12 protein-coding genes are annotated in these 15,231 nt (G+C 70.6%); 2 read left to right on the top strand and 10 right to left on the bottom strand.

The genetic code is table 11. The annotated features are described in order from the left end of the window. Positions 1 to 128 precede the first annotated feature (128 nt). The 5 genes from ACH4ZA_RS20875 to ACH4ZA_RS20855 form a co-directional block, all read right to left on the bottom strand. Positions 129 to 1,217 carry a branched-chain amino acid aminotransferase gene (locus ACH4ZA_RS20875; protein WP_319277486.1) on the bottom strand — a complete coding sequence of 363 codons (1,089 nt, stop codon included), beginning with the start codon at positions 1,215 to 1,217 and terminating at the stop codon, positions 129 to 131. Between the two features lie 250 nt (positions 1,218 to 1,467). Continuing rightward, the gene (locus ACH4ZA_RS20870; RefSeq protein WP_398430912.1) at positions 1,468 to 2,511 is read right to left on the bottom strand and encodes a 3-isopropylmalate dehydrogenase; all 1,044 of its coding nucleotides are present in this window, start codon (positions 2,509 to 2,511) and stop codon (positions 1,468 to 1,470) included. 211 nt (positions 2,512 to 2,722) lie between these two features. After that, on the bottom strand, positions 2,723 to 2,854 hold the full coding sequence (locus ACH4ZA_RS20865) for a hypothetical protein (RefSeq protein WP_015493350.1): 132 nt from the start codon (positions 2,852 to 2,854) through the stop codon (positions 2,723 to 2,725). Between the two features lie 350 nt (positions 2,855 to 3,204). Beyond that, positions 3,205 to 4,845 (bottom strand): L-glutamate gamma-semialdehyde dehydrogenase, encoded by a 1,641-nt coding sequence (gene pruA, locus ACH4ZA_RS20860; protein WP_398430910.1) that lies wholly within the window; start codon positions 4,843 to 4,845, stop codon positions 3,205 to 3,207. A gap of 46 nt (positions 4,846 to 4,891) precedes the next feature. After that, the gene (locus ACH4ZA_RS20855; RefSeq protein ID WP_319277491.1) at positions 4,892 to 5,818 is read right to left on the bottom strand and encodes a proline dehydrogenase family protein; all 927 of its coding nucleotides are present in this window, start codon (positions 5,816 to 5,818) and stop codon (positions 4,892 to 4,894) included. Positions 5,819 to 5,925: 107 nt separating this feature from the next. Here ACH4ZA_RS20855 and ACH4ZA_RS20850 point away from each other — a divergent pair, with 107 nt between their 5' ends. After that, entirely contained in the window at positions 5,926 to 7,140 is a 1,215-nt protein-coding gene (locus ACH4ZA_RS20850; RefSeq protein WP_319277599.1) for a helix-turn-helix domain-containing protein, read from the top strand. A 68-nt stretch (positions 7,141 to 7,208) separates the two neighbouring features. On the opposite strand, the gene ACH4ZA_RS20845 is transcribed toward ACH4ZA_RS20850, so the two are convergent. Further along, complete coding sequence (locus tag ACH4ZA_RS20845; protein ID WP_319277492.1) at positions 7,209 to 7,796, bottom strand: TetR/AcrR family transcriptional regulator; 588 nt, start codon at positions 7,794 to 7,796, stop codon at positions 7,209 to 7,211. 96 nt (positions 7,797 to 7,892) lie between these two features. On the opposite strand from ACH4ZA_RS20845, the gene ACH4ZA_RS20840 reads away from it, so the two are divergent. Continuing rightward, complete coding sequence (locus tag ACH4ZA_RS20840) at positions 7,893 to 9,413, top strand: MFS transporter (RefSeq protein WP_398430907.1); 1,521 nt, start codon at positions 7,893 to 7,895, stop codon at positions 9,411 to 9,413. Positions 9,414 to 9,756: 343 nt separating this feature from the next. Here ACH4ZA_RS20840 and serA read toward each other — a convergent pair whose 3' ends face one another. The 4 genes from serA to ACH4ZA_RS20820 all read right to left on the bottom strand — a co-directional run bounded on the left by serA (position 9,757) and on the right by ACH4ZA_RS20820 (position 15,089). Further along, entirely contained in the window at positions 9,757 to 11,346 is a 1,590-nt protein-coding gene (gene serA, locus ACH4ZA_RS20835) for a phosphoglycerate dehydrogenase (RefSeq protein ID WP_319277495.1), read from the bottom strand. 233 nt (positions 11,347 to 11,579) lie between these two features. Further along, positions 11,580 to 12,578: a ketol-acid reductoisomerase gene (ilvC, locus tag ACH4ZA_RS20830; protein ID WP_107441775.1), complete on the bottom strand. Its 999-nt coding sequence runs from the start codon at positions 12,576 to 12,578 to the stop codon at positions 11,580 to 11,582. A 117-nt stretch (positions 12,579 to 12,695) separates the two neighbouring features. After that, a complete protein-coding gene (ilvN, locus tag ACH4ZA_RS20825; protein ID WP_057584948.1) occupies positions 12,696 to 13,220 on the bottom strand; it encodes an acetolactate synthase small subunit in 525 nt (174 codons plus the stop codon). A gap of 21 nt (positions 13,221 to 13,241) precedes the next feature. Further along, positions 13,242 to 15,089 carry an acetolactate synthase large subunit gene (locus tag ACH4ZA_RS20820; protein ID WP_319277498.1) on the bottom strand — a complete coding sequence of 616 codons (1,848 nt, stop codon included), beginning with the start codon at positions 15,087 to 15,089 and terminating at the stop codon, positions 13,242 to 13,244. Positions 15,090 to 15,231: the final 142 nt, after the last annotated feature.

The following is a 15,231-nucleotide window of genomic DNA, read 5'->3' as shown; positions in this document are numbered from 1 at the left end:
CGCTTGATCAGAAGGTGAGCGAGGAACTTTTCGAGCAACGCTCTAACAACGGTGGACGGGTCCGGGCCCCGGGAACACCGCAGGGCCGCCCCCGCTCGGGGACGGCCCTGGAAGGAGGGGTGGGTCGACTAGCCCAGCCGGTGCATCCAGCCGTGCTTGTCCTCGGCCGTGCCGCGCTGGATGTCCAGCAGGGCCTGCCGCAGCCTGAGGGTGACCTCGCCGGGCTCGCCGCCCGACTGCTGCCACTCGGCGCCGGTGCGCTTGACCGTGCCGACCGGGGTGATCACGGCGGCGGTGCCGCAGGCGAAGACCTCCGTGAGGGCGCCGTCGGCGGTGTCCTGCTGCCACTGGTCGACGGAGATACGGCCCTCCGCGGCCTCGTAGCCGAGGTCGCGGGCCACGGCGAGGAGGCTGTCGCGGGTGACGCCCTCCAGGATCGAGCCGGTGAGGGTCGGCGTGACGATCTTGTCGCCGTACACGAAGTACAGGTTCATGCCGCCGAGCTCCTCGACCCACTTGCGCTCGACCGCGTCGAGGTAGCAGACCTGGGCGCAGCCCTGCGCGGCGGCCTCGGCCTGCGCGAGCAGCGAGGCGGCGTAGTTGCCGCCGGTCTTGGCGTCGCCCATGCCGCCGGGGACGGCGCGCACGTGGTCCTCGGAGACCCAGATGGAGACCGGCTGCACGCCGCCGGGGAAGTAGGCGCCGGCGGGCGAGGCGATGACCAGGAAGAGGTACTCGTTGGCCGGCTTGACGCCCAGCCCCACCTCGGTCGCGATCATGAAGGGCCGCAGGTAGAGGGACTCCTCGCCGCCGTGCGCGGGCACCCAGTCCAGGTCCTGGGCGACGAGCGCGTCGCACGCCTCGATGAACGTCTCGACGGGCAGCTCGGGCATGGCGAGCCGGCGGGCGGAACGCTGGAAGCGCTTGGCGTTCTGGTCCGGGCGGAAGGTGGCGACGGAGCCGTCGGGGCGGCGGTACGCCTTCAGGCCCTCGAAGATCTCCTGCGCGTAGTGCAGGACGTTGGTGGCCGGGTCGAGGGGGATCGGCGCGTACGGAACGAGCTGGCCGTCGTGCCAGCCGCGGCCCTCGGTCCACTTGATCGTCACCATGTGGTCGGTGAAGTGGCGGCCGAAGCCGGGGTTCGCCAGGATCGCCTGCCGCTCGGCGGCGGAGGTGGGGCTGGCGGAGGGCTTGAGCTCGATCGTGGGCGTCGTCATGAGTGGTTGTCCTTCACCGGTTGTGTAGTGACGGGCCGCGCTCACGTCCGTACGGCCGGTGGCCGGTGGTAGGACGTCCGAGCATTCCCTCATACCGCGGCTCCGCGTTCGATTATCGCAAGAGCCGGACGAGGGCCAAAAAACGGCGTGAATGCGACCCAGGGTTGATGGTGACACCCGGCGGGGGACATGCGGAAGCCGCCGGGCGCGCTTGCGACCCGGCGGCTTCGAGGCTCTCGAGCGGCGCGGGTCAGCCGGCTACTCGTACGGAGAGCGCGTCGCCGATCTCGGAGGTGCTGCGCGCGGGCAGCGATCCGCGCTCCCCGAGGTCCGCGGAGACGGCGTCCTCGATGCGGACGGCCTCCGCCTCGTAGCCGAGGTGGCGCAGGAGCAGGGCGACGGACAGGACCGTGGCGGTGGGGTCGGCCTTGCCCTGGCCCGCGATGTCCGGGGCCGAGCCGTGCACCGGCTCGAACATGGACGGGAACTCGCCGGACGGGTTGATGTTCCCGCTGGCGGCGACGCCGATGCCGCCGGAGACGGCCGCGGCGAGGTCGGTGATGATGTCGCCGAAGAGGTTGTCGGTGACGATGACGTCGAACCGCGCCGGGTCGGTGACCAGGTAGATGGTGGCCGCGTCGACGTGGATGTAGTCGGTGGTGACGTCGGGGAACTCCTCGGCCACCTTGGTGAAGACGTTCGTCCACAGGTGCCCGGCGAAGGCCAGCACGTTGTTCTTGTGGACGAGCGTGAGCTTCTTGCGCGGACGGGCCTGGGCACGGGCGAACGCGTCGCGGACCACGCGCTCGACGCCGAACGCCGTGTTCACGGAGACCTCCGTGGCGACCTCGTGCGGGGTGCCCTTGCGGATCGTGCCGCCGTTGCCGGTGTACGGGCCCTCGGTGCCCTCGCGGACGACGACGAAGTCGATCTCGGGCTGACCGGCCAGCGGGGTGGCCACGCCGGGCAGGAGCCTCGACGGACGCAGGTTCACATGGTGGTCGAAGGCGAAGCGCAGCTTGAGCAGGAAGCCCCGCTCCAGGACGCCGGAGGGGACGCTCGGGTCGCCGATCGCGCCGAGCAGGATCGCGTCGTGCTGCTTGAGCGCGTCCACGTCCGCGTCGGTGAGGGTCTCACCGGTGGCGTGGTAGCGCCGGGCGCCGAAGTCGTACTCCTTGGTCTCCAGCTTCACATCCGGCGGGAGGACGGCGGAGAGGACCTTGAGACCCTCGGCCACGACCTCCTGGCCGATGCCGTCACCGGGGATCACTGCGAGATTGAGGCTGCGAGACATGCGGGAACCCTACTCCTCGTCCCAGGTGATGACACGGACCGTCCGTCATCCGGACAGCGGCGCGGCGGTGCGCACCCGGCAGGGACGAGGCGGGGCGAGCGGGGGCGGGGGCCGCGGGAGGCGAGGGGCGGCGCGGGGTCCGAAGTCCCGTTCGGACGCCCGCGCCGCGCCCCCGTGCGGGTGCGGCTCCCGGACTGCGGGGCCGACCGGCTCAGTGGCCGGTCTCGCCTCCGTTGTCGCGGCGGTCGAGGGCGCGCTGCAGGGCGGCGGCGGCGTTCTTGCGGTCGGACTCGCTCGTACGGGAGACGTGACGGACTCGGCGGCGGACGGTCGTCTCGGCCATGGGAAATCGACTCCTTCGACATGCAGGGAGTGCCTGAGGGGTTGCGAGACTCCCCCTCTGCCTAATGGGCGGGGGGCGCCCCCAAGGGGCGGGGAGCGGGCCCGCAGGGGTTGCCTGCACGGGGCCCGGTTCACGACCGCCATTCGCTTGGTCGAGCGAGACGTTCGGCTCCTACAAAGCTAGGTGAGGAGCACGCGCCTGTCTCTACAATTACTCGGACTTCCTACTATCTGAGACGGCACGGCCCCGTGGGCACGCCGGACGAGCGACGGAACGCCGAACGGGCCGGGTCCGCGAAGGACCGGCCCGTTCGGGTGCGCGGGTGTGCCGGGCGGGTGTGCCGTGTGCCGTCAGCCCATGTGGGGGTAGGTGTAGTCGGTCGGCGGGACCAGCGTCTCCTTGATGGCGCGGGTCAGGGTCCAGCGCATCAGGTTCTGCGGGGCGCCGGCCTTGTCGTCGGTGCCGGAGGCGCGGCCGCCGCCGAAGGGCTGCTGGCCGACGACGGCGCCGGTCGACTTGTCGTTGATGTAGAAGTTGCCGGCCGCGTAGCGCAGCTTCTCCATCGTGTACGCGGCGGCGGCGCGGTCGTTCGCGATGACCGAGCCGGTGAGCGCGTAGTCCGAGACCGACTCCATCTGGGTCAGCATGGCGTCGTACGCGCCGTCCGCACTGTCGTCGTAGACGTGCACGGCGAGGAACGGGCCGAAGTACTCGGTCGTGAAGACCTCGTTCTCCGGGTCGGTGCACTCGACGACGGTCGGGCGCACGAACCAGCCCACCGAGTCGTCGTAGGAGCCGCCCGCGACGACCGTGCAGGTCGGGTCCGCCGCGGCGCGGTCGATGGCCGCCCTGTTCTTGGCGAAGGAACGCTCGTCGATGACGGCGCCGACGAAGTTCGACAGGTCGGTGACGTCGCCCATCGTCAGGGAGTCGACCTCGGCGGCGAACTCCTCCTTGAAGCCGGAGTTCCAGATCGACGCCGGGATGTAGGCCCGGGAGGTCGCGCTGCACTTCTGGCCCTGGTACTCGAAGGCGCCCCGGGTGAGGGCCGTCTTCAGCACGGCGCGGTCGGCGCTCGGGTGGGCGACGACGAAGTCCTTGCCGCCGGTCTCGCCGACCAGACGCGGGTAGGTCCGGTACTTCTCGATGTTGGCGCCGACCGTCTTCCACAGGTGCTGGAAGGTCTTCGTGGAACCGGTGAAGTGGATGCCGGCCAGGTCGCGGTGGTTCAGGGCGACCTCGGACACCTCCAGGCCGTCGCCGGTGACCAGGTTGATGACGCCCTTGGGCAGCCCGGCCTCCTCGAGCAGCCGCATCAGCAGCACGGCGGCGTGCGTCTGCGTCGGGGACGGCTTCCACACGACGACGTTGCCCATCAGCGCGGGCGCGGTCGGCAGATTGCCGGCGATCGCCGTGAAGTTGAACGGCGTGATCGCGTAGACGAAGCCCTCGAGCGGGCGGTGGTCGAGACGGTTCCAGACGCCCGGGGAGTTGGCCGGGGGCTGCTCGGCCAGGATCTGGCGGGCGTAGGCCACGTTGAAGCGCCAGAAGTCGACGAGCTCGCAGGGACAGTCGATCTCCGCCTGCTGCGCCGTCTTCGACTGGCCGAGCATCGTGGACGCGGCGAGCGTCTCCCGCCACGGCCCGGCCAGCAGCTCGGCGGCGCGCAGGATGATCGCGGCACGGTCGTCGAAGGACATCGCGCGCCAGGCGGGCGCGGCGGCGAGGGCCGCGTCGACGGCGTCCTGCGCGTCCTGGCGGGTGGCGTTGGCGTAGGTGCCCAGGCGGGCCTTGTGGCGGTGCGGCTGGACGACGTCGAAACGCTCTCCGCCGCCCATACGGCGCTCGCCGCCGATGGTGCAGGGCAGGTCGATCGGATTGTCGGCCAGTTCCTTGAGCTTGGCCTCCAGCCGGGCCTGCTCGGGCGAGCCGGGGGCGTAGCCGTGCACCGGCTCGTTGACGGGGGTGGGGACCTGGGTCACAGCGTCCATGAGGTCGGTAACTCCTTACTGAGCGTGTTGCGAGCGGGGGGTGGGCTCAGCCCTTGGTGACCATCGAGCGCGCGAAGAAGCGCAGGTTCGCCGGCTTCTCCGCGAGACGGCGCATGAAGTAGCCGTACCAGTCGGTGCCGTAGGCGGTGTAGACGCGCATGCGGTGTCCCTCAGCGGCGAGCCGCAGGTGCTCGTCGCTCCTGATCCCGTACAGCATCTGGAACTCGTACTCGTCGGGCTTGCGGCCGGCCTTGCGCGCGAGCTCCTGACCGATGGAGATCAGGCGCGGGTCGTGGGAGCCGATCATCGGGTATCCGTCGCCCGCCATCAGGGTGCGCAGGACGCGGACGTACGCCTTGTCGATCTCGTGCCGGTCCTGGTGGGCGACCGTGGCGGGCTCCTTGTAGGCGCCCTTCACCAGCCGTACCCGGCTGCCGCTCGCGGCGAGCCGGCGGGCGTCGGCCTCGGTACGGAAGAGGTAGGCCTGGATGACGCAGCCGGTCTGCGGGAAGTCCTTGCGCAGTTCCTCGTGGATGGCGAACATCGAGTCGAGGGTGGTGTGGTCCTCGGCGTCGAGGGTGACGGTGGTGCCGATGGCGGCGGCGGCCTCGACGACCGGCCGGACGTTGGCGAGCGCCAGCTCGTGACCGCCGGGGAGGGCCTGCCCGAACATGGACAGCTTCACGGACGTCTCGACCCGTTCGCCGAGCTCGAGTTCCCCCAGCCTCCCGACCAGCGCCAGGTAGGCGTCCCGGGCGGCGAGGGCCTGCTCGGGGGCGGTGATGTCCTCGCCGACGACGTCCATCGTCAGCTCCAGACCCCGGCCGGTGAGCTCTTCGATGATCGGGACGACGTCGTCGACCGTCTCGCCGGGGATGAAGCGGTCGACGACCTGCTTCGTCACCGGGGCCGCCGAGATCAGGCGTCGCATCCGGTCGCTGCGCGACGCGGCGAGAATCACGGGACCCAGCACGGGGCACCTCCACAAACCAGCAGATAGAACCACCGTGAAACCTAAGGATCCCTCCGATCGTGGGCCATCGACAGCTGTCACGCATCCGTGCCGCCGATCTCAGACAGATGTATGAAGGACGGTCGCGCTTGGGGGAGAATGCCCCGGTGACGTCGGATTACCGGGACCATCGGGGCGACTACCAGGAGCTCGTCGACGAGCTCTCCGAGCTGCTGGGCGCCCCCGCGACCCTGGAGAACCGCGACTTCGAGCTCCTCGCCTTCGGCGCGTACGCGAGCGAGGACGAGCTGGACGAGTCCGCGCTGGACCCGGTCCGCACCCGGTCGATCCTGACCAGGCGTTCCACGGCCGCCGTCCGCGCCTGGTTCGAGGGCTTCGGCATCACGCGCGCGCAGGGCCCGGTGCGCATCCCGCCCACCCCGGAGGCCGGGGTGCACCGGGGCCGCGTCTGCCTTCCCGTACGGCATCGGGGCGTCGTCCTCGGTTACGTGTGGCTGCTGGACGACGATCCCGGGCCCTCCGACGCGCAGCTCGCCTCCGCGATGGAGGTGACGGCCCGGATCGGCGCGCTGCTGGCCGACGAGGCCCGGCACGGCGCCGATCTCAGCCGGGAGCTGCTGGCGGTCCTGGCGGCGCAGCCGGGCTGGCCCCGGGACATGGCGGTCGCGGAGCTGCGCACCGCGCTCGGGGCCCGCGCGGACGGTCCGCACACGGTGGTGTGCGTGACCCCCTGGCCCTCGGCAGATCCGGACGACGCAATCTCCCTGCGCACCCTGCCCGGGGCGACGGCCTGGTGCACGCTGCCGTGGGGAACGGCGTCGCGGTCACTGGCGCTCCTGGTGCGGCTGCGCTCGGCGGACGTCCTCACCCCCGCCACGTCGGCGGCGGCCCGGCTGCGGGAACGGGCGCCGGAGGCGGCCGCCGGCGTGGCCGCCTCACGGGTCGGCCTGGCGGAGCTCGGGGCCGCGTGGGAGGAGGCGTCGGCGTCGGCGCGGGCCGCGCTCGCCGAGCCCCGCCTGGGGCCGGTCGCGCCGTGGTCGTCGATCGGCCCGTACCGGCTGCTCACCTCGCTGCCCCCGGCGCGCGTCCAGGACCCCGCCGTACGGGCACTGACCTCCCCCGCCCACCACGAACTGGCCCGCACGGCCGAGGTCTACCTCGACTGCGCGGGCCAGGCCGGCCGCACGGCAGCCGCACTGGGCATCCACCGGCAGACGCTGTACTACCGGCTGTCGCGGGTGGAGCAGCTGACGGGCCTGGACCTGGACGACGGCGAGGACCGGCTGCTGCTGCACATGACGCTGAAGGCGGCCCGGCTGTAGGGCACGCTGCGAAAGCCCCGTGGACCGGGACGCACGGCACGCCCGCCCGCACACCCGCCTCGCTCGGCTCAGCTCTTCGCCGCGCCCGCGATCACCCGCCGCAGCCCCTCCGTGAGCTGCGCCGCGTCCGTCGCCGTGTCGGGGTCGAAGAGCCACTGGACCATGAGCCCGTTGAGGAGGGTCTGGTAGAACCGGCCCTCCGTGTCGACGGTCTCCTTGTCGAGCTCGGCCTCCGGGACGCCGTTGAACATGGGCACGATCCCCGAGCGGCCCTCCTCCTGCGCCTCGGCCAGCAGCTTGCGCACCTCGGGGAGCCGGTCGCCCTGGACGACGAGCTCGAAGCTCAGCAGCCAGATCGCCCGCGTCCGCGGCACCGAGCCGATGATGCTCGCCCAGACCTCCTGGAACCGTTCCAGCGATCCGGCGGGCGCGGTCACCTCGCCGCCGCCCCAGCCCGGGTCGAAGTCGTCGCCGGCGCCCTCGATCAACGAGACGTACGCCTGCGCCAGCAGCGCGTCCTTGGAGCCGTAGTGGTAGCCGATCGATGCCAGGTTGGTCCCCGACTCCTTGACGACGTCCCGTGCGGTCGTCCGCAGGAACCCCTTCTCCAGCAGGCAGCGCTTGGCGCCCTCGAGCAGATCCTCACGATGTCCCATGACGTCACCCTATCCCCGATCCATACATGCGTCCTAGACAAATGATTTATACAAGCGTTCTAGACACTCGTTTAATACGCCCGTACAGTCGCTGCCATGACAACGAACCCGACGAGCACCGCCACCGCCCCGGCGCCCCGCGCAGGCCGCCGCGAATGGACCGCCCTCGGCGTGCTGATGCTTCCGCTGCTCCTGGTCTCCATGGACGTCTCCGTCCTCTACTTCGCGATCCCGGCGATCAGCGCCGACCTCGAGCCGAGCGGCACCCAGCAGCTGTGGATCTTCGACATCTACGCGTTCGTCCTCGCGGGCCTGCTGATGACGATGGGCTCCCTGGGCGACCGCATCGGCCGCCGCGGGCTGCTCCTGATCGGCGCCGCCGCGTTCGGCGCCGCCTCGCTGATCGCGGCCTACGCGAACAGCGCCGAGACCCTGATCGCCGCCCGGGCGGTCCTCGGCATCGGCGGCGCGACCCTGATGCCCTCGACGATGGCCCTGATCCGCACGATGTTCACCGACCCGGGCCAGCGCGCCAAGGCGATCGGCCTGTGGTCCGGCGTCATGACGGGCGGCATCGCCCTCGGCTCCGTGATGAGCGGCGTGCTGGTCGAGTACTTCTGGTGGGGCTCGGTCTTCCTGGTCAACCTGCCCGCGATGGTCCTGCTGCTCGTTCTCGGCCCGGTTCTGCTGCCCGAGTCGCGCGACCCCGCCCCGGGCCGCTTCGACTGGCCGAGCGTCCCGCTGTCGATGGCAGCCGTGCTCCCCGTGATCTACGGCCTGAAGGAGATCCCGTCGGAGGGCTGGCGCACCGAGTACGTCCTCTCGGTCACCGTGGGCCTGCTCTTCGCGGCCCTCTTCGTCCACCGCCAGCGCACGGCCGCCGACCCGATGATCTCCCCCGCCCTGTTCCGCCGGCCCGGCTTCGCCCCCGCGGTCGTGCTGAACCTCGTCTCCTCGTTCGGGATGCTGGGGTCGGCCTTCTTCACCACGCAGTACCTGCAGTCGGTCCTCGGCAAGAGCGCGCTGGAGGCCGCCCTGTGGGCGCTGCTGCCCTCGGTGCCGATCGGCATGGCGGCCCCGTTGGCCACGTCCCTGGTCCACAAGGGCGTGGACCGGGCCCACGTGGTGACGGCGGGCTTCACGACCGGCGCGGCCGGCTACGGCCTGCTGGCCCTCGCCGGCGCCGACTCGATGTGGCTCGTGCTGACCGCCTGCGGGGTCCTCGCCTCCGGCATCGTCATGGTCCTCTCCCAGATGACGGACCTGGCGATGAGCACGGCCCCGGTGGAGCGCGCGGGTTCGGCGTCCTCGCTGCTGGAGACGGGCGCCGAGTTCGGGGGCGCGCTGGGGATGGCCGTACTCGGCTCCATCGGCACGGCGCTCTACCGCCACGACATGCCGTCCTCGGCTCCGGCGGAGGCCCGCGAGACCCTCGGGGGCGCCCTGGCCGTCGCCGGCCACCTGCCCGGACGCACGGGAGACGTCCTGGCGACCGCGGCCCGAGAAGCCTTCACCAACGGCATGCAGGGGGCGGCGATCGCAGGGGCGGTGGTCCTCGCGGCAGCCGCGGCAGCGGCGACGACGACGCTGCGACGGAGCCGCGTCAGCGACAAGTAGCCGCACAGACGAAAACGCCGGGCGGACTGGATCACTCCAGCCCACCCGGCGTCCGCATGCGAACCACGTCCGACGGATCCGCCCCGCCCGGCGCACACACCTGACGTGCACCGCCGAGCCACGCTCAGCGAATCCAGCCCGTCCGGCGTGACCGCCGAGCCACGCTCAGCGAATCCAGCCCGTCCGACGTGACCGCCGAGCCACGCTCAGCGAATCCAGCCCGTCCGACGTGACCGCCGAGCCACGCTCAGCGAATCCAGCCCGTCCGGCGTTTGAGGACGAGGCCCCTTCAGGGCCGAAGCGGGGGCCCGGGGGCGGCAGCCCCCGGAACGTGCGGCGAACCTCAGACGAGGTTCACGGCACGAGCAGACGTCGCCCCGATCTCCTCCGCCACCTCCGCCAGCACCGCCGGCGGCACCGTGTCGTCCACGGTCAGGACGGCCAGCGCCTCGCCGCCCGCCGCCGCCCGGGCGACCTGCATGCCGGCGATGTTGATCCCCGCCTCGCCGAAGACCCGGCCGACGGTGCCGACGACGCCGGGCCGGTCCTCGTACTTGAGGACGACCATGTGGTCGGCGAGCGCGAGGTCGACGTCGTACTCGCCGACCGCGACGATCTTCTGCAGGTGCTTGGGGCCGGCCAGCGTGCCGGAGACCGACACCTCCTCGCCGTCCGACAGCGTGCCGCGCACGGTGACGACGTTGCGGTGGTCGGCCGACTCCGAGCTGGTCGTCAGCCGCACCTCGACACCGCGCTCCTGCGCGAACAGCGGGGCGTTGACGTAGGACACCGTCTCGTCGACGACGTCCTCGAAGACGCCCTTGAGGGCGCTGAGCTCCAGCACCTTCACGTCGTGCTGGGTGATCTCGCCGTACACCTCGACGTCGAGGCGGACCGCGACCTCGCCGGCGAGCGCGGTGAAGATGCGGCCGAGACGCTCGGCGAGCGGCAGACCGGGCTTGACGTCCTCGGCGATGACACCGCCCTGGACGTTCACCGCGTCGGGGACGAGCTCGCCGGCGAGGGCCAGACGCACCGACCGCGCGACCGCGATGCCGGCCTTCTCCTGCGCCTCGTCGGTGGACGCGCCGAGGTGCGGGGTGGCGACGACCTGGTCGAACTCGAACAGCGGGGAGTCCGTGCAGGGCTCCTTCGCGTACACGTCGAGGCCGGCGCCGGCGACCCGGCCCTCCTTCAGCGCCGAGTACAGCGCCTCCTCGTCGACGATCCCGCCACGCGCGGCGTTGACGATGCGCACGCTCGGCTTGACCTTGCGCAGCGCCTCGTCACCGATCAGGCCGACCGTCTCGGGGGTCTTCGGCAGGTGGACGGTGATGAAGTCGGCGACCTCGAGCAGCTCGTCCAGCGTCAGCACCTTCACGCCCATCTGCGCGGCGCGCGCGGGCTGCACGTAGGGGTCGTAGGCGACGACCTTCATGCCGAAGCCGGACATCCGCTGCGCGACGAGCGCGCCGATGCGGCCGAGGCCGACGACGCCGAGGGTCTTCTCGGCCAGCTCCACGCCCGTGTACTTGCTGCGCTTCCACTCGCCGTTCTTCAGCGCGGCGTTGGCCTGCGGGATGTGGCGGGCGGTGGCGAGCAGCAGACCGCAGGCCAGCTCGGCGGCGGTCACGATGTTCGAGGTGGGGGCGTTGACGACCATCACGCCGGCCTTGGTGGCGGCGGAGACGTCGACGTTGTCCAGGCCGACGCCGGCTCGTGCGACGACCTTCAGCTTGTTCGCGGCGGCGATCGCCTCGGCGTCGACCTTGGTGGCCGAGCGGATCAGGATCGCGTCGACGTCGGCGATGGCCGGGAGCAGTTCGGCCCGGTCCGCTCCGTTGCAGTGCCGGATCTCGAAGTCCGGGCCGAGCGCGTCCACGGTCGCGGGCGACAGCTCTTCAGCGATGAGTACGACAGGTTTCGAGCTCACGTGAGTCCTCACAAGTCCAGAGCGTGCGGACGGCCGTCCCGACGGCCGCATGCGGAGGAGGGGCTAGCCGCGTGGAAGACGCACGACGCTGTGGGCCTGAACGCGTATATGAACAGCAGTGTAGTGCTGCGGCGGAGGTCGCCTCATGCCTCCGCGGAAGGATCACCCGTCCGTGGTGGGACAGGATGGACAACGGGGCCGGAGCAGTACGCTCCGACCCCTGTCCTCGAGGCCTAGGCCTCTTCGTCGACCCAGCTCATCAGCTTGCGGAGCTGCTTGCCGGTGGTCTCCAGCAGGTGCTCGGAGTCCTGCTGCTTGTACTCGTTGTACTTCTTCAGACCGCCGTGGTACTCGGCCATCCACTCACGCGCGAAGGTGCCGTCCTGGATCTCGGCGAGGACCTTCTTCATCTCCGCCTTGGTGGCGTCCGTGATGATCCGCGGACCGGTGACGTAGTCGCCCCACTCGGCGGTCTCGGAGACCGACCAGCGCATCTTCTCCAGGCCGCCCTCGTACATGAGGTCGACGATCAGCTTCAGCTCGTGCAGGCACTCGAAGTACGCGATCTCCGGCTGGTAGCCCGCCTCGGTCAGCGTCTCGAAGCCGGCCTTCACCAGAGCGGCCGTACCGCCGCAGAGGACGGCCTGCTCACCGAACAGGTCGGTCTCGGTCTCCTCGGTGAAGGTGGTCTTGATGACGCCGGCGCGGGTGCCGCCGATGCCCTTGGCGTAGGACAGCGCCAGCGCGAAGGCGTTGCCGGTGGCGTCCTGCTCGACGGCGGCGATGCACGGAACGCCGCGGCCTTCCTCGTACTGACGGCGCACCAGGTGGCCGGGGCCCTTCGGGGCGACCATGCAGACGTCGATGCCGGCCGGCGGCTTGATGAAGTCGAAGCGGATGTTCAGGCCGTGGCCGAAGAACAGCGCGTCGCCGTCCTTGAGGTTGTCCTTGATGGACTCCTCGTAGACCTGGGCCTGGATCGGGTCCGGCACCAGGATCATGATGACGTCGGCCTCGGCGGCGGCCTCGGCGGGAGTCACCACGCGCAGGCCCTGCTCCTCGGCCTTGGCCTTGGACTTGGAGCCCTCGTGCAGACCGACGCGGACGTCGACACCGGAGTCACGGAGCGACAGGGCGTGGGCGTGGCCCTGGCTGCCGTAGCCGATGACCGCGACCTTGCGGCCCTGGATGATGGACAGGTCGGCGTCGGCGTCGTAGAACAGCTCGGCCACTTTGGGTTCTCTCCTTGTGTGCAGGTGGTGCGTCCCACCGTATGACGGCGGGCGGCAGGTAGGTCTCGGGGTCTCGGCATACGGGCGGCCGATGACGTCGGCCGCCCGTTTCCATACTTATGCCGACCGGTCGAGAGCGCGCAGCGAGCGGTCTGTGATCGAACGGGCGCCACGGCCGATCGCGATCGTTCCGGACTGGACCAGCTCCTTGATGCCGTACGGCTCGAGCATCTTGAGCATGGCGGTGAGCTTGTCGTTGCTGCCGGTGGCCTCGATGGTCACGGCCTCCGGGGAGACGTCGACGGTCTTGGCGCGGAACAGCTGGACGATCTCGACGATCTGCGAGCGCGTCTCGTTGTCGGCGCGCACCTTCACCAGAACGAGTTCGCGGTGAACGGCCTGTCCCGGCTCCAGTTCGACGATCTTCAGCACCTCGACGAGCTTGTTGAGCTGCTTGGTGACCTGCTCCAGCGGCAGCGCGTCGACGCTCACCACGATCGTGATGCGGGAGATGTCTGCGTGCTCGGTGACGCCGACGGCGAGCGAGTCGATGTTGAAGCCCCGGCGGGAGAACAGGGCGGCGATCCGGGCCAGGATGCCCGGCTTGTTCTCCACCAGGACGGAGAGCGTGTGCTTGGACATGTCTTCTTACGTCTCTCTCGCTCAGTCGTCTTCGTTGTCGCCGAAGTCGGGGCGGACGTCCCGGGCGGCCAGGATCTCGTCGTTGGAGGTGCCTGCGGCGACCATCGGCCACACCATCGCGTCCTCGTGGACGACGAAGTCGACGACGACGGGACGGTCGTTGACGGAGTTCGCCTCCGCGATGACCTTGTCGAGGTCGTCCGGGGACTCGCACCGGATCGCATAGCAGCCCATGGCCTCCGACAGCTTCACGAAGTCGGGGACGCGGGTGCCCCGGGCCTGCGGGTTGACGTCGTTCGGGCCGGAGTGCAGCACGGTGTTGGAGTAGCGCTGGTTGTAGAACAGGGTCTGCCACTGGCGGACCATCCCGAGGGCGCCGTTGTTGATGATGGCCACCTTGATCGGGATGTTGTTCAGGGCGCAGGTGGTCAGTTCCTGGTTGGTCATCTGGAAGCAGCCGTCGCCGTCGATCGCCCAGACCGTCCGGTCCGGCGCGCCCGCCTTGGCGCCCATCGCGGCCGGCACCGCGTAGCCCATCGTGCCCGCGCCGCCGGAGTTCAGCCAGGTGGCGGGGTTCTCGAACTGGACGAAGTGCGCGGACCACATCTGGTGCTGGCCGACGCCCGCCGCGAAGATCGTGCCCTCGGGGGCGAGCTGTCCGATGCGCTCGATGACCTGCTGCGGGGAGAGCGAGCCGTCGGCGGGCAGGTCGTAGCCGAGCGGGTAGGTGTCGCGCCAGCGGCTCAGGTCCTTCCACCAGGCGGTGTAGTCGCCCTGCTGGCCCTCGCTGTGCTCCTTCTGGACGGCCTGGACCAGGTCCGCGATGACCTCGCGCGCGTCGCCGACGATCGGGACGTCGGCGGCGCGGTTCTTGCCGATCTCGGCCGGGTCGATGTCCGCGTGGACGATCTTGGCGTACGGCGCGAAGCTGTCCAGCTTGCCGGTGACGCGGTCGTCGAAGCGGGCGCCCAGGGCGATGATCAGGTCGGCCTTCTGCAGGCCGGTGACGGCGGCCACCGAGCCGTGCATGCCGGGCATCCCCAGGTGCTGCGGGTGGCTGTCGGGGAACGCGCCCAGCGCCATGAGGGTGGTGGTGACGGGCGCGCCGGTCAGCTCGGCGAGGACCTTCAGCTCGGCCGTGGCGCCGGCCTTCAGGACGCCGCCGCCGACGTAGAGGATCGGCCGCTTGGCGGCCGTGATCAGCTTCGCGGCCTCGCGGATCTGCTTGGCGTGCGGCTTGGTCACCGGACGGTAGCCGGGCAGGTCCATGGTGGGCGGCCAGGAGAACGTGGTCTTCGCCTGGAGGGCGTCCTTGGCGATGTCGACCAGGACCGGGCCGGGGCGGCCGGTGGAGGCGATGTGGAAGGCCTGCGCGATCACCCGCGGGATGTCCTCGGCCTTGGTGACCAGGAAGTTGTGCTTGGTGATCGGCATGGTGATGCCGACGATGTCCGCCTCCTGGAAGGCGTCCGTGCCGATCGCCTTGGACGCGACCTGTCCGGTGATCGCCACGAGCGGCACCGAGTCCATGTGCGCGTCGGCGATCGGGGTCACCAGGTTGGTGGCGCCGGGGCCGGAGGTCGCCATGCAGACGCCGACGCGACCGGTGGCCTGGGCATAGCCGGTGGCGGCGTGGCCCGCGCCCTGCTCGTGGCGGACCAGGACGTGGCGGACCCTCGTCGAGTCCATCAGCGGGTCGTAGGCGGGAAGGATCGCACCGCCGGGAATGCCGAATACCGTGTCGGCGCCGACCTCCTCGAGAGAGCGGATGAGGGACTGCGCACCCGTCACGTGCTCGACGGACGCGGAGTGCTGTCCTCCGGATCGGGGCCGGGGCTGCGGATGGGCCCCGGTGGCCTGCTCGGTCATCGGCATTCTCTTCTCGATGCTGAGGGTTTTACTGAAGGTTCTACGGGTGTTGCTGGGGGTCGTGCGGGGGCGTCGCCCCGGGTTTTGTGCAACAAAAAACCCCTCGTGCCATAAGGCAAGCGAGGGGAGCGCGCCGGGTGTG

Source organism: Streptomyces sp. NPDC020597 (assembly GCF_044335095.1).
Taxonomy (GTDB): domain Bacteria; phylum Actinomycetota; class Actinomycetes; order Streptomycetales; family Streptomycetaceae; genus Streptomyces.
This window is presented reverse-complemented; position numbering and strand designations above follow the sequence as displayed.

What these genes read in the sequence shown, in the direction of transcription:
- ACH4ZA_RS20875 (WP_319277486.1), bottom strand. Translation starts at nt 1,217, where the DNA reads ATGACGACGCCCACGATCGAGCTCAAGCCCTCCGCCAGCCCCACCTCC.
- ACH4ZA_RS20870 (WP_398430912.1), bottom strand. Translation starts at nt 2,511, where the DNA reads ATGTCTCGCAGCCTCAATCTCGCAGTGATCCCCGGTGACGGCATCGGC.
- ACH4ZA_RS20865 (WP_015493350.1), bottom strand. Translation starts at nt 2,854, where the DNA reads ATGGCCGAGACGACCGTCCGCCGCCGAGTCCGTCACGTCTCCCGTACG.
- pruA (WP_398430910.1), bottom strand. Translation starts at nt 4,845, where the DNA reads ATGGACGCTGTGACCCAGGTCCCCACCCCCGTCAACGAGCCGGTGCAC.
- ACH4ZA_RS20850 (WP_319277599.1), top strand. Translation starts at nt 5,926, where the DNA reads ATGTATGAAGGACGGTCGCGCTTGGGGGAGAATGCCCCGGTGACGTCG.
- ACH4ZA_RS20845 (WP_319277492.1), bottom strand. Translation starts at nt 7,796, where the DNA reads ATGGGACATCGTGAGGATCTGCTCGAGGGCGCCAAGCGCTGCCTGCTG.
- ACH4ZA_RS20840 (WP_398430907.1), top strand. Translation starts at nt 7,893, where the DNA reads ATGACAACGAACCCGACGAGCACCGCCACCGCCCCGGCGCCCCGCGCA.
- ilvN (WP_057584948.1), bottom strand. Translation starts at nt 13,220, where the DNA reads ATGTCCAAGCACACGCTCTCCGTCCTGGTGGAGAACAAGCCGGGCATC.
- ACH4ZA_RS20820 (WP_319277498.1), bottom strand. Translation starts at nt 15,089, where the DNA reads ATGACCGAGCAGGCCACCGGGGCCCATCCGCAGCCCCGGCCCCGATCC.